The sequence below is a fragment of the Variovorax paradoxus genome (assembly GCF_009755665.1).
Taxonomy (GTDB): Bacteria; Pseudomonadota; Gammaproteobacteria; order Burkholderiales; family Burkholderiaceae_C; genus Variovorax; species Variovorax paradoxus_G.
The window spans coordinates 2,216,179-2,229,834 of record NZ_CP046622.1 but is presented as its reverse complement, the minus strand read 5'-3'; the positions used below and the strand labels follow the sequence as shown (position 1 = coordinate 2,229,834).

Annotated in this window: 12 protein-coding genes; 7 read left to right on the top strand and 5 right to left on the bottom strand. The window is 68.7% G+C overall.

Annotated elements, in window-relative coordinates:
- The first annotated feature begins 14 nt into the window (after nucleotides 1–14).
- The 7 genes from GOQ09_RS10465 (at nucleotide 15) to GOQ09_RS10435 (ending at nucleotide 8,515) form a co-directional block, all read left to right on the top strand.
- Entirely contained in the window at nucleotides 15–917 is a 903-nt protein-coding gene (locus GOQ09_RS10465; RefSeq protein ID WP_157613366.1) for an ABC transporter permease, read from the top strand.
- On the top strand, nucleotides 917–2,566 hold the full coding sequence (locus GOQ09_RS10460) for an ABC transporter ATP-binding protein (RefSeq protein WP_157613365.1): 1,650 nt from the start codon (nucleotides 917–919) through the stop codon (nucleotides 2,564–2,566). Before GOQ09_RS10465 ends, GOQ09_RS10460 begins: the two co-directional genes overlap by 1 nt.
- Nucleotides 2,563–3,651 carry a tartrate dehydrogenase gene (locus GOQ09_RS10455; RefSeq protein WP_157613364.1) on the top strand — a complete coding sequence of 363 codons (1,089 nt, stop codon included), beginning with the start codon at nucleotides 2,563–2,565 and terminating at the stop codon, nucleotides 3,649–3,651. The genes GOQ09_RS10460 and GOQ09_RS10455 overlap by 4 nt, the downstream gene beginning before the upstream one ends.
- A gap of 37 nt (nucleotides 3,652–3,688) precedes the next feature.
- Nucleotides 3,689–5,167 (top strand): NAD-dependent succinate-semialdehyde dehydrogenase, encoded by a 1,479-nt coding sequence (locus GOQ09_RS10450; protein WP_157613363.1) that lies wholly within the window; start codon nucleotides 3,689–3,691, stop codon nucleotides 5,165–5,167.
- 194 nt (nucleotides 5,168–5,361) lie between these two features.
- Nucleotides 5,362–5,739, top strand: coding sequence for a c-type cytochrome (locus GOQ09_RS10445; protein WP_157613362.1), 378 nt, complete (start codon nucleotides 5,362–5,364; stop codon nucleotides 5,737–5,739).
- Between the two features lie 39 nt (nucleotides 5,740–5,778).
- Nucleotides 5,779–6,252 (top strand): (2Fe-2S)-binding protein, encoded by a 474-nt coding sequence (locus tag GOQ09_RS10440; RefSeq protein ID WP_157613361.1) that lies wholly within the window; start codon nucleotides 5,779–5,781, stop codon nucleotides 6,250–6,252.
- A gap of 13 nt (nucleotides 6,253–6,265) precedes the next feature.
- Entirely contained in the window at nucleotides 6,266–8,515 is a 2,250-nt protein-coding gene (locus GOQ09_RS10435) for a xanthine dehydrogenase family protein molybdopterin-binding subunit (protein WP_157613360.1), read from the top strand.
- Nucleotides 8,516–8,537: 22 nt separating this feature from the next.
- Here GOQ09_RS10435 and GOQ09_RS10430 read toward each other — a convergent pair whose 3' ends face one another.
- The 5 genes from GOQ09_RS10430 to GOQ09_RS10410 are packed head-to-tail and all read right to left on the bottom strand — an operon-like array spanning nucleotide 8,538 to nucleotide 13,568.
- A complete protein-coding gene (locus GOQ09_RS10430) occupies nucleotides 8,538–9,542 on the bottom strand; it encodes a tripartite tricarboxylate transporter substrate-binding protein (RefSeq protein WP_157613359.1) in 1,005 nt (334 codons plus the stop codon).
- A gap of 52 nt (nucleotides 9,543–9,594) precedes the next feature.
- A complete protein-coding gene (locus tag GOQ09_RS10425) occupies nucleotides 9,595–10,467 on the bottom strand; it encodes an HpcH/HpaI aldolase/citrate lyase family protein (protein ID WP_207309944.1) in 873 nt (290 codons plus the stop codon).
- The gene (locus tag GOQ09_RS10420; protein ID WP_157613358.1) at nucleotides 10,464–11,645 is read right to left on the bottom strand and encodes a CaiB/BaiF CoA transferase family protein; all 1,182 of its coding nucleotides are present in this window, start codon (nucleotides 11,643–11,645) and stop codon (nucleotides 10,464–10,466) included. The genes GOQ09_RS10425 and GOQ09_RS10420 overlap by 4 nt, the downstream gene beginning before the upstream one ends.
- A gap of 19 nt (nucleotides 11,646–11,664) precedes the next feature.
- Nucleotides 11,665–12,573: an FAS1-like dehydratase domain-containing protein gene (locus GOQ09_RS10415; RefSeq protein WP_157613357.1), complete on the bottom strand. Its 909-nt coding sequence runs from the start codon at nucleotides 12,571–12,573 to the stop codon at nucleotides 11,665–11,667.
- Between the two features lie 23 nt (nucleotides 12,574–12,596).
- Nucleotides 12,597–13,568, bottom strand: coding sequence for a tripartite tricarboxylate transporter substrate binding protein (locus tag GOQ09_RS10410; protein ID WP_157613356.1), 972 nt, complete (start codon nucleotides 13,566–13,568; stop codon nucleotides 12,597–12,599).
- Between the last annotated feature and the right edge of the window lie 88 nt (nucleotides 13,569–13,656).

The following is a 13,656-nucleotide window of genomic DNA, read 5'->3' as shown; positions in this document are numbered from 1 at the left end:
AGGAAGGAAGCTTCATGGAAACCTCCACTTCTTCCACGGTCGCGGCCGCGGCCTTGCTGGCGCCGGTGCCGAAAAAGCGCCGGGGCGGACCGCTGCGCTGGCTTGCGGGCTTCGGCCCTTCAGGCCTGCTGGGCCTCGCGGTGCTGCTGTTCTGGGCGCTTGCGGCGCTGCTCGGCCCGTGGATGCTGTCGCACGGCACGGCGGCCGCGGGCACCTCGAACGTCTTCGAGCCGATCAGCGCGAAGCACTGGCTGGGCACCGACTACCTCGGCCGCGACATGCTGGCGCTGATCATCGAGGGCGCGCGCTACACCATCGGCGTTGCGCTCCTGGCCACGCTGCTGGCCAGCGGAACCGGCACCGTGCTGGCCCTGCTGGCCGCTGCCAGCGGCCGCTGGATCGACGCGGTGCTGAGCCGCGGGCTCGACACGCTCACCGCCATCCCGAGCAAGATGTTCGCGCTCATCATGGTGGCGGGCTTCGGCTCGGCGGTGCCGATGCTGGTGATCACGGCGGGCATCATCTACGTGCCGGGCGCCTATCGCATGGCGCGCTCGCTGGCCGTCAACATCAACGCGCTCGACTACGTGACAGTGGCCCGCACGCGCGGCGAAGGCACGCTCTACATCATGCTGCGCGAGATCCTGCCCAACATCCTGGGCCCGATGCTGGCGGATCTGGGGCTGCGCTTCGTCTACGTGGTGCTGCTGCTGGCGAGCCTGAGCTTCCTGGGCCTGGGCATCCAGCCGCCGGCGGCCGACTGGGGCTCCCTGGTGCGCGAGAACATCGGCGCGCTGGCCATGGGCGGCGCCTCGGTCATCGTGCCGGCACTGGCCATTGCGAGCCTGACCATCGCGGTCAATCTGGTGATCGACAACCTGCCCGGCCGTGCCGCGCGCGAACGAGGAGCACGCTGATGGGCGCACCACTCACTGTCCAGGGCCTGCACATCATGGCGGGCGCCAGCACGCTGGTCGACAACCTGAGCTTCTCGGTGCAGCCCGGCGAAGTGCTGGCGCTGATCGGCGAGTCGGGCTCCGGCAAGACCACCACCGCGCTCGCACTCATGGGCTATGCACGCAGCGGCTGCCGCATCTCGGCCGGCCGCGTGCAGATCGGCGACACCGACGTGCTGGCGCTCGACGCGGCACGCCAGCGCAGCCTGCGCGGCCGCACGGTTTCCTACATTGCGCAGAGCGCGGCTGCTTCGTTCAATCCCTCGCGCACGATCATGGACCAGGTGGTCGAGCCGACCGTCATCCATGGCCTGTGCAAGCGGGCCGAGGCCGAAGCCAAGGCGGTGCAGCTGTTCCGCGAGCTGGCGCTGCCCGATCCGGAAAACATCGGCGCGCGCTATCCGCACCAGGTTTCCGGCGGCCAGCTGCAGCGGCTGATGGCGGCCATGGCGCTGATCGGCGACCCCGACCTGGTGATCCTTGACGAGCCGACCACCGCGCTCGACGTGACCACGCAGATCGAGGTGCTGCGCGCCTTTCGCCGCGTGGTGCGCGAGCGCCGCGCCACCGCCGTGTACGTGAGCCATGACCTCGCCGTGGTGGCGCAGATGGCGGACCACATCCTGGTGCTGCGCAACGGCAAGATGAGCGAGTTGAACGCTACCGAGCAGATCCTCTCAACCCCGGTGGACGACTACACCAAGAGCCTGCTGGCGGCGGCGCGGCCCGCCGTACGCGCCTCGGGCCAGGCTTCGGGCGACTCGGCGCTGCTGCTGCACGTGAACGAGCTTTCGTGCGGCTACGGCGCTGTGGACTCCAAGGGCCAGCCGGCCAAGCTCATCCTCGAGGACATCAATCTCAAGCTCTACCACGGGCAGGCCATTGGCGTGATCGGCGAATCGGGCTCGGGCAAGACCACGCTGGCGCGGGCCGTTGCGGGCCTGCTCAAGCCCTGCCATGGCAGCATCATGTTCGACGGGCACGCGCTCAAGCCCACGCTGCAACAGCGCACCCCGGAAGAGCTGCGCCGCATCCAGATCGTGTTCCAGATGGCAGACACCGCGCTGAACCCGTCGCAGACCATATGGCGCATCCTGGCGCGGCCGCTGCAGTTCTACAAGGGCTTGCGCGGCGAGCCGCTCAGGCAGCGCATCTTCGATCTGCTCGACCTGGTGAAGCTGCCGCGCACGGTGGCCGACCGGCTGCCGGGCGGGCTCTCGGGCGGGCAGAAGCAGCGCGTGAACCTGGCGCGTGCGCTGGCGGCCGAGCCCGACCTCATCCTGTGCGACGAGGTGACCTCGGCACTGGACACCGTGGTGGCCGCGGCGGTGCTCGACCTCATGGCCGAGCTGCGGCGCGAACTGGGCGTGTCCTACCTCTTCATCAGCCACGACCTGCACACCGTGCGCTCGGTGTGCGACGAGATCGTGGTCATGCAGCATGGCCGCAAGCTCTCGCAAGTGGCGCGCGCCGACTACGACCGCGGCCCGCACCACCCCTACTACCAGCTGCTCGCGCGATCGGTGCCCGAACTGCGCCGCGGCTGGCTCGACGACATGGACCACGCGGCCGTGGCAGCGGCCCCCGTCACCAGGGAGGTACACGCATGATCCCCACGTTCCGGATTGCGCTGATTGCCGGCGACGGCATCGGCAAGGAAGTATTGCCCGAGGGCCTGCGCGTGGTGTTGGCCGCGGCCGAGCGCTTCGGCTTCGAGCTCGATTGCCGCACCATCGACTGGGCCAGCTGCGACTACTACGCCGAGCACGGCCAGATGATGCCGGACGACTGGAAAGAGCAGCTGCGCGGCGTGGACGCCCTGTACTTCGGCGCCGTCGGCTGGCCCGAGACGGTGCCCGACCATGTGTCGCTCTGGGGGTCGCTGCTCAAGTTTCGCCGCGAGTTCGACCAGTACGTGAACCTGCGCCCGGTGCGCCTGTTCGAGGGCGTGCCCTGCCCGCTGGCCGGCCGCAAGCCCGGCGACATCGACTACCTGGTGGTGCGCGAGAACACCGAAGGCGAATACACCTCGCTCGGCGGCGTGATGTACGAAGGCACCGAGCGCGAGATCGTGATCCAGGAATCGGTGTTTTCGCGCCACGGCACCGACCGCGTGCTGCGCTACGCCTGCGAACTGGCCAACAGCCGCACGCGCAAGCAGCTCACGGTGGCCACCAAGAGCAACGGCATCGCGATCAGCATGCCGTGGTGGGACAGCCGCGCGGACGCCATAGGCCGCGACTACCCCGAGGTGAAGCTCGACAAGCAGCACATCGACATTCTTTCGGCGCGCTTCGTGCTGCAGCCCACGCGCTTCGATGTGGTGGTGGCAAGCAACCTGTTCGGCGACATCCTCTCCGACCTGGGCCCGGCCACCACCGGCACCATCGGCCTGGCGCCGTCGGCCAACCTGAACCCGGACCGCAAGTTTCCGTCGCTCTTCGAACCGGTGCACGGCTCGGCGCCCGACATCTACGGGCAGAACATTGCCAACCCGATCGCGATGATCTGGTCGGGCGCGCTGATGCTCGACTTCCTCACGCAGGGACAAGGCGCCGGCCGCGCCGCGCACGACGCCATCGTCGGCGCCATCGAGGCGGTGCTGCGCGACGGGCCGCGCACCCGCGACCTGGGCGGCACCGCATCGACCACCGAGATCGGCATGGCGATTGCCGAACGTGTCGCCGCCGCCTGAGCCTCCACAACCCCATTCACGACCACTTTTCTCGAACATGACTCTGACACTTGAACGCCAGGACCTGCTGCCCGGCCGCCAGCTCATCGGCGGTGAATGGCGCGACGCCAGCGACGGCCGCCGCCTCGAGGTGACCGACCCCGCCATCGACGACGTCTTCGCGAGCGTGCCCGACGGCACGGCTGCCGATGCGCGTGCGGCGGTAGCTGCCGCGCACGCCGCCTTCCCCGCGTGGCGCGCGGTGCCGGCCAAGCAGCGCGCACAGATTCTCAAGCGCTGGAACGACCTGATGCTGTCGCACCAGGAAGACCTGGGCCGCCTCATCTCGCGCGAGCAAGGCAAGCCATTGGCCGAGGGCCGTGGCGAGGTGGCCTATGCGGCGAGCTACGTCGAATGGTTTGCCGAAGAGGCCACGCGCGCCAACGGCGACGTGATTCCCGCGCCGGTCACAGGCCGCCGCATGCTCGCGCTGAAGGAGCCCGTGGGCGTGGTCGCCGCGATCACGCCGTGGAACTTTCCGGCCGCGATGATCGCGCGCAAGATTGCACCCGCGCTGGCCGCGGGTTGCACCGTGGTGTGCAAGCCGGCCGAAGACACGCCCCTCACCTCGCTCGCGCTCGTGAAGCTGGCCGAGGAGGCCGGCGTGCCGCCGGGCGTGCTCAACATCGTGACCGCCTCGCGCGAGCGCACGCCCGAAGTGGTCGACGTGTGGCTGGCCGATTCGCGGGTGCGCAAGATCAGCTTCACCGGCTCCACGCCCGTGGGCAAGCACCTGGCGCGCGCCTCGGCCGACACGCTCAAGAAGCTGTCGCTCGAGCTCGGCGGCAATGCGCCTTTCATCGTGTTCGAAGACGCCGACATCGATGCCGCGGTCGAAGGCCTCATGGCCGCCAAGTTCCGCAACGGCGGCCAGACATGCGTGTGCCCGAACCGGGTGTTCGTGCAGTCCAGCGTGCACGACGCTTTCGTCGACAAGCTGGCGGCACGCGTGGGCGCGCTCAAGGTCGGCCCGGCCACCGAGCCCGATTCGCAGATCGGCCCGATGATCAACGCCCGCGCGGTCGAGAAGATCGAGCGCCATGTGCGCGACGCCGTGTCCCGCGGCGCGCGCATCGTGGTGGGCGGCGAGCGGCTGCGTTCGACGCGCTGCAACGGCCCCAACTACTACGCACCCACCGTGCTGGCGAATGCCGATTCGTCCATGGAGTGCAGCTGCGAAGAAACCTTCGGGCCCGTGGTGCCGGTCACCCGCTTCGAGACCGAAGCCGAAGTGGTTGCCGCCGCGAACGACACGCCCTTCGGCCTGGCCGCCTACTTCTATTCGACCGACGTGCGCCGCATCTGGCGCGTGGCCGAGGCGCTCGAATCCGGCATCGTCGGCATCAACGAAGGCGCGCTGGCGGCCGAGGCCGCGCCCTTCGGCGGCGTGAAGGAGTCGGGCTACGGCCGCGAGGGCTCGGTGCATGGGCTGGACGACTACATGCACACCAAGTACCTCTGCCAGGGCGGCCTTTGAGCGTGCTCCCGCGGGTGGCCTCGGCGCCCCCGCACAATTGATCCCAGGGGGCCTTCCGGCCCCGGCGATTCGGCCTTGTATTTTGAAGCACCGCTTCAAAAGGCATGCTGCATTGGCCACTATCTCTTTCAGACCCCCGTCTCTAAAGTCGCGCATCACACGATGAGCGCCGCAACACAAGGGGCCTGAAAGAAATGAACGAAGACCGGAAACCGCACCGCCGCTCTGGCCGCACCACCGCCATTCCGCGCGCCTTTCTGGCTTCGCTCGTGGCCGTGCCGTGCATTGCCGCTGGCATCGCCTGGCCCGCGCCCGCCGCGGCCAGCCAGGCGCTGGCCCAGAAATATTCATGCGTTGCATGCCACCAGGCCACGGCCAAGGTCGTGGGACCCTCCTGGAAAGACATCGGCGCGAAGTACGGCGACGGCAAGGGAACGGCCGCGCAGCTGGCGGCGAGCATCAAGGCCGGCAGCTCCGGAAAGTGGGCCCCGATGCCGATGCCCGCGCAAGCGCAGGTTCCCGATGCCGACGCACAGCTGCTCGCGCAATGGCTGCTCGACGGCGCCAAGTAGTCGCAAGAAATCACCACCCCCACCTGCGGAGAAAAGAACATGAGCGCGCTCCACATCAATGGCCGTGAACACACGGTCGACGCCGATCCCGGCACCCCCATCCTCTGGGCCCTGCGCGACACGCTGGGCATGACCGGCACCAAGTTCGGCTGCGGCGCCGCGCTGTGCGGCGCCTGCACCGTGCACCTGGACGGCCAGGCCATCCGCTCGTGCATCACGCCGATCTCGGCGGCCGAAGGCAAGAAGATCGTCACCATCGAAGCCGCCACCGACGGCAGCGACCGCGTAGGCGCGGCCGTGCACGCCGCGTGGGTCAAGCACGACGTGGCGCAATGCGGCTACTGCCAGAGCGGCCAGATCATGAGTGCCACGGCGTTCATCAAATCGCTCCCGCCCGGCAAGCAGCCGAGCACCGACGGGATCGACTCGGCCATGGCCGGCAACATCTGCCGCTGCGGCACCTATGCCCGCATTCGGGCCGCGGTGGCCGACGCCGCCAAGACCCTGGCCTGAAGGAGCACGCTACATGTTGCCCACCCATATCGTTCCGAGCGAACTGCCGCGCGCCCTGCAACGCCTGATGGCCGCAAGCCAGCCCGATGCAACCGCCGCCCTGCCCCGCCGCAGCTTCCTGAAGCTGGCCGGCGTCGGCGGTTTTGCAATCGGCGCGTTTCCCCACATGGCCATGGCGCAGGCCGACGGCGCGGCCAAGCCGGCCGGCGGACTCAAGCCTTCGCAGCAGCCGCTCGCCTTCGTGCAGATTGCCCCCGACGGCGAAGTCACCGTGACCCACAACCGGCTCGAATTCGGCCAAGGCGTGCAAACGGGCCTGCCGATGATCCTGGCTGAAGAGCTCGATGCCGACTGGAGCCTGGTGCGCAGCAAGAGCGGCACCAACGACCCCGCCTATCACGACCCCGTGTTCGGCATGCACCTGACTGGCGGCTCCAACTCCATCAAGAACAGCTTCACGCAATACCGCGAGCTCGGCGCGCGCGCACGGGCCATGCTGCTTTCGGCCGCCGCCGCGCGCTGGAAAGTCGACGTGGCCACGCTGCGCACGCAGGCCGGCACGGTGCTGGGCCCGGGCGGACGCAAGCTGGGCTACGGCGAACTGGCCGAAGCCGCCATGGCGCTGCCGGTACCCGAGAAGGTCACGCTGAAAGACTCGAAGGACTTCCGCATCATCGGCCGCCCCACCACGCGGCTGGATGCACGCGCCAAGAGCAGCGGCCGGCAAGACTTCGGCATCGACGTCAAGCAACCGGGGCAGCTCACCGCGGTGGTGGCCCATCCGCCGGTGTTCGGTGCGCGCCTGAAGTCGGTGGACGACGCCGCGGCGCGCGCCGTGAAGGGCGTGAAGGCGGTGCTGCGCGTTCCGCTCGATCGCGGCGCGGAGGGCGTGGCCGTGGTGGCCGACGGCTACTGGCCGGCCAAGATGGGCCGCGATGCGCTGAAGCTGCAGTGGGACACCTCCGCCGTCGAGAAGGTCGACAGCGAAAAGCAACTGGTGCAGTACCGCGAACTGGCCACCAAGCCCGGCCCGCGCAAGTTCGACGCCGACATGGCGCCGCTGGCCAGGGCGCCCAGGCAGCTCGAAGCCGAGTTCGTGTTTCCCTACCTGGCCCATGCGCCCATGGAGCCGCTGAACTGCACCGTGAAGCTGTCGGCCGACCGCGCCGAGCTCTGGGTCGGCACGCAGAGCGCCGGGCTGGACGCCGCTGCGGCGGCGCGCACGCTGGGCCTCAAGCCCGAGCAGGTGAGCGTGCATGTGCAAATGGCAGGCGGCGGCTTCGGCCGGCGGTTCGTGGGTTCGAGCGACTACGTGGTCGAGGCCTGTCAGATCGCCAAGGCCGCGCGCACCGCGGGCCTGGCTGGGCCGGTGCGCCTGCTGTGGAGCCGTGAGGACGACATCAAGGGTGGCTACTACCGCCCCATGCACCTGCACCGCGCACGCATCGGCTTCGACGAGCGCGGCAAGATCCTGGCGTGGGACCACGTCATCGTGGGCCAGTCGATCCTCACGGGAACGGTGTTCGAGCCGTTCCAGGTCAAGGATGGCATCGACGCATCGGCCACCGAAGGCATGCGCGAGCCGTATCCGCTTCCGATGCGCCTGACCGTGCACCATCCCAAGGTCAACGTGCCTGTGCTGTGGTGGCGCAGCGTGGGTTCCACGCACACCGCCTTCGTGATGGAAACGCTCATCGACGAAATCGCGCACAGCACAAAGCAGGACCCGGTGGCCTACCGCATGCAGCTCTTCGGCGACAAGCACCCGCGCCATCGCGCCGCGCTGCAGCTGGCGGTCGACAAGAGCGGCTACGGCAAGAAGCAGTTGGCGCAAGGCCGCGCCTGGGGCGTGGCGGTGCACGAGTCCTTCGAGTCGGTGGTGGCCTATGTGGTGGAGGCGTCGGTCAAGGACGGCCAGCCCGTGCTGCACCGGGCGACCGCCGGCGTGCATTGCAACCTGGCCGTCAATCCGCGCAGCGTGGAGGCGCAAGTGCAGGGCGCCGCGGTCATGGGCCTGTCGATGTGCCTGCCGGGCGGCGCCATCACGCTGAAGGACGGCGAAGTGCAGCAGAGCAATTTCGGCGACTTTGCCGTGGCCCGCATCACCAGCATGCCGGAGTTCGACGTGCACGTGGTGCCGAGCGCCGATGCGCCCACCGGCATCGGCGAGCCGGGCCTGCCGCCGCTGGCGCCGGCGTTCGCCAACGCCCTCGCGCGGCTCACGGGCAAGCCGCTGCGCCAGATGCCTTTCAACCTGGCGTGAGCGCCGCGGTGCAGGGAAAGGCTCAGTCCGCCTGCACGCCCGCTGCGCGGATCACCTTGCCCCACTTCTCGGTTTCGGCCGCGAGGTGGGTGCGCAGGGCTTCGGGCGTGACCTTGTCCATGGGCACGGCCTCGGTGCTCAGGTCGGCAAAGCGCTGCTTGACCGTTTCGTCCTGAAGCGCGGCACGCAGCGCCACATTGAGCTTTTGCATGACCGCAGGCGGCGTGCCCTTGGGCGCGTAGATGCCGTGCCACACCTTCACGTCGAAGCCCTTGAGGCCCTGCTCGTCCAGCGTCGGAACGTTGGGCATGCTGGACAGCCGCTTGGGCGTGGTCACGCCGAACACCTTGACGCGGTTGCCGTCCTTGATGACCGGGGCGGTCTGCGTGGTCTGGTCGCACACCAGGTCGACCTGCCCGCCCATCACATCGTTGAGCGCGGGGCCCGCGCCCTTGTAAGGCACGGTGGTGAGCTGCACGCCGATCTGGTGGGCAAAGAGCATGCCGCACAGCTGCGACACCGCGCCGACGCCGGCATTGGCGAGCGTGACCTTGTCCTTGTTGGCCTTCACATAGGCCAGCAGCTCTTGGAAGTTGTTGGCCGGAAAGTCCTTGCGCGAGAGCAGCGTCATCGGCACGTCCATCACCTGGCCGACGTATTCGAAGTCTTTCAGCGGGTCGTAGCTGAGCTTCTTGTAGAGCGCGGGCGCGGTCGCCATGCCCATGTGATGGATCAGGATGGTGTAGCCGTTGGGCGCCGCCTTGGCCACGCGCCCGGGCGCGATGGTGCCGCCCGCGCCGACGGTGTTCTCGACGACGACTGTCTGCCCGAGCGACTTGCCCATGGGAATGGCCAGCATGCGCGCCACCACGTCGGTGGGGCCGCCCGCCGAATACGGCACGACCATGGTGATGGGCTTGTCGGGCCAGGGTGCCTGCGCCGTGGCGGGCGTTTGAGCGGCCAGCAGGCAGGCGCCCAGCGATGCCGCGAGCACGGCCCGTGTCTTCCAGTTCTTTGTTGCTTTCACTTCGTTGTCTCCTTGAGGTTATTGGTCTGAAATGTCCGAAGCCCCGCCGCCTTCAGGGCGGAGCTTGCGATTCGAGTGCCAGCAGGCGCTCGGCGAGCCGCACCACGGGCGCGTCGACCATGCGCCCGTCGAGGCTGACGACGCCACCGCCCGCGGCATGGGTCGCATCGATCACGCGGCGCGCCCATGCGAGCTCATCGGGGTTTGGGCCAAGGGCGGCATGCACGGGCGCGACCTGGTCCGGGTGAATGCAAAGCTTGGCGCCGAAGCCACCGCGCCGGGCGCGTGCCGCGTCGTTGGCGAGCCGCGCCGCATCGCGCCAATCGGGCGTCACGCCGTCGATGGGCGCCGCAAGCCCGGCGCGGCGCGAGGCGAGCACCAATGCCAGGCGCACGGGCACCAGTTCGGCTTCGTTCGAGTCGCAGGCAAGCCCCAGGTCTGCCTGGAAATCGAGATTGCCGAATGCGAGCCGCAGCACCTGCGGCGCCGCCGCGATTTCGCGCGCGGCTTCCAGGCCTGCGGCCGATTCGATCAACGGCACGATCAGGCTCTTGGGCCCGAGGGCCGCACCGAGCTGCTGCAGGTCGGCCGCACGCTCGGCCTTCGGCAGCATCACGCCGGCGATCAAGCCTTGGGCCGCAAGTTCGCCGACCTCCGCGAGGTCACCGCCGTGCCACGGCGTTCCGCAGGCGTTGATGCGCACCAGCAGGCGCTGCCGTTCCACTGCACTCAAGGCAGAGAAAGAAGCTCTCAACTGTGCACGCGCCCCCTCCTTGCGATCGGGCGCCACGGCGTCTTCCAGGTCGACGATCACGCCGCCTGCGCCGCTGGCCAGCGCGCGCGCATGGCGCTCGGGCCGGTCCGCGGGCACGAACAGGAAGGTGCGCGCCAATTCCAGCGGCAGCGCCGCATGCGCCGTGCTCACACCGCCCCCGCCTCTCGCAGCGCGGCGATGTCCGCATCGCCTCGCCCCAGGCTGCGCAGAATGGCTTCGGTGTGCTCGCCGACGGCGGGCACCGGGTCCATGCGGTAGTCGAAAGCGCTCTGGCGACCCGCCGGCAGCAGCGCCGGAATAGCGCCGGCCGGCGAACCCACCTGCCGCCAGCGGTCCCGCGCCTGCAATTGCGGATGCGCCCACAGCCCGGCCATGTCGTTCATGCGCGCGTTGGCAATCTGCGCGGCATCGAGGCGCTCGAGCACCTGTGCAGTATCGAGAGCGCCAAAGGTCTCCACGATGATGGCGCGCAGCGCATCGCGGTTCTCGTTGCGGTGCGCGTTGCTGTCGAAGCGCGCGTCGGTGGCAAGCCCCGCCTGCAGCAGCACCTTTTCGCAGAACGCGCGCCATTCGCGCTCGTTCTGCAGGCCCAGCATCACGGTGCCGCCGTCGCCAGCGGGAAACGGCCCATACGGATAGATGGTTGCGTGCGAGGCGGCGCTGCGAGGCGGCGGAGGGGCACCCTCGTAGGCGTAGTACATCGGGTAGCCCATCCACTCGGCGAGCGATTCGAGCATCGACACGTCGATGTGCGAACCCTTGCCCGTCTTGCCGCGCTGCAGCAGCGCCGCGAGGATGCCGGTGTATGCGTACATGCCCGCCGCAATGTCGGCGATGGAGTTGCCGGACTTGCACGGATCGTCCGGCGTACCCGTCACCGACAGGAAGCCCGCTTCGCTCTGTATCAAGAGGTCGTACGCCTTCTTGTCGCGGTACGGGCCGTCTTCGCCATAGCCCGAGATGTCGCACACGATGAGCCGTGGGTGCCTGGCCTGCAGCGCTTCGGCACCCAGTCCCATGCGCGCGGCTGCTCCGGGCGCCAGGTTCTGCACCAGCACGTCGGCACCGGCCACCAGTTCTTGCAGAACGGCCAGAGCGGCCGGTTGCTTGAGGTCGAGCGTGAGGCTTTCCTTGGAGCGATTCACCCACACGAAGTGCGAGGCCTCGCCGCCCACGCGGGCGTCGTAGGCGCGCGCAAAGTCACCCACGCCGGGGCGCTCCACCTTGATGACGCGGGCGCCGAGGTCGGCCAGTTGCCGGGTGCAGAACGGTGCCGCAATCGCGTGCTCGAGCGAAACCACGGTAATGCCGTCGAGGGGTCTTGTCATGCGCTTGTTCTCCCTGTGTTCATGCGAGCACGGCCGTGGCCTGCATCGTGAGCCAGCCGTCGGCGTCTTCGCCCCACAGGCTGAAGGTCTTGCCGTCGGTGCTGCCTTCGGCCGGCTTGCCGTGCACGCGGAACGGCGCGATGTCGAAGGTCGGCCGCACCGCGCGGAATTCGAAGCGCGCGAGTTGTGCGCCCGGCACGTTGCGGCGCAGCAGGTCGACCAGCAGCGTGGCAATGAGCGGGCCGTGCACGATCAGGCCCGGATAGCCTTCGACCTGCGTCACGTAGCGGCGGTCGTAGTGAATGCGGTGGCCGTTGAAGGTGAGCGCCGAGTAGCGGAACAGCAGCACGTCGTCGGGCACGACCTCGCGGCTGAAGGCGGCGTCTTTGGGCGCGGGTGTGGGCGGCGGGGTTTTCTCGTCGGGCGCGGCCGCGGCACGGTAGACGATGTCGTGCTCCTCGGTGAGCGCAAGGCCGCGCGCGTTTCGTACTTCATGGCGCACGAGCACGAACACCAGCTCGCCGGTGCGGCCTGCCTTGTGCGTGACGGAGGCGATGGTCGAGGTGCGCTCGACCGCGTCGCCGACTTGCAGCGGATTGCCCTTCTCCCACACCAGCCGTCCGCCGGCCCACATGCGGCGCGGCAGCGGCACCGGCGGCAAGAAACCGCCGCGCTTTGCATGGCCGTCTTCGCCGATTTCGGATTGGCGATGGTGCGGCAGGAAGTAGAGCCAGTGCCAGAGCTCGGGCAGGCGCGTGCCGGCGGCGGGCAGCGGGTCGTCGCGGTCCAGCGTGGCCGAGAGCGCACGCACGGGCGCGGCGGTGATCTCGTCGGCCAGCGTTTCGCTGCGGCCCTGCCATGACTGGAGCTTTGCGAGTGTGTCGCCGCCGATCAGTGGAGAGGAATTTTCCGGCGCGTGATTGTTCATGGTTCTTTTTTTATGTCAGTCCATCAGTCCACAGCAGCGCCCGATGCCTTGACGATGCGCGCCCACTTGGCGAGGTCGTCCTGCAGCAGTTTCGAAAACTGCTCCGGCGTGGTGGGCGCTGCGATCTCGACGCCCTGCTGGTCGAGCTTGTCGCGCAGGTCCTTTGCGGCGAGCGCCTTGCGCGTGGCGTCTTGCAGCGTGGCGAGCACGTCGGCCGGCACGCCCGCAGGCGCGAACAGGCCGATCCACAGCGTGCCGTTGTAGCCCGGCACCGCCTCGGCAATGGTGGGCACGCCGGGCAGCACCGGCGAGCGCTTGTCGCCGCTCACGGCCAGCGCGCGCAGCTTGCCGGCCTTGATGTGCGAAAGCGCCGAAGGCAGGCTGGCGAACACGATGGGCAGTTGCCCGCCGAGCACGTCGTTCAGCGCAGGCGCCACGCCCTTGTACGGCACGTGCTGCAGGGAGATGCCGGCCATGCTGTTGAGCATTTCGCCAAGCAGGTGGTTGAGCGTGCCGTTGCCGGCGCAGGCGTACTGGTAGTTGGCGCCCTTCTCCCGCGCGAGCTTCAGGAACTCGTTGAAGTCCTTGGCCGGAAACGAAGGGTTGACCAGCAGCACGTTGGGCACCGCGCCGATCAGGCCGACGGGCTTGAAGTCCTTCACCGGGTCGAAAGCGGCGTTCTTGTAGAGCGCCGGGTTGATGGCCTGGCTGCTGCTGATGGTCACGAGCAGCGTGTAGCCGTCCTTCGGGCCCTTGGCGACGAGCTGCGTGCCGATGTTGCCGCCCGCGCCGGGCCGGTTGTCGACCACCACGCTGGCGTTCATCACCTCGCCGATCTTCTGGCCCACGAGGCGACCCACGATGTCGTTGGTGCCGCCCGCGGCCTGCGGCACGATGAGGGTGACGGGGCGCGAGGGGTAAGGCTGCGCGGTTGCAGGGCCTGCGGCAATCAATGCGGCGGCGAACGAAAGAAAGGCCAGTGCGCGAAATCTCATGTCTTTGTCTCCATGGCCGCATGGTGTTCCGCCCTACCCCTGCGCGCAATCTGCGATTTCGGAACCCAGCCTTCTGATTTACCGAAGG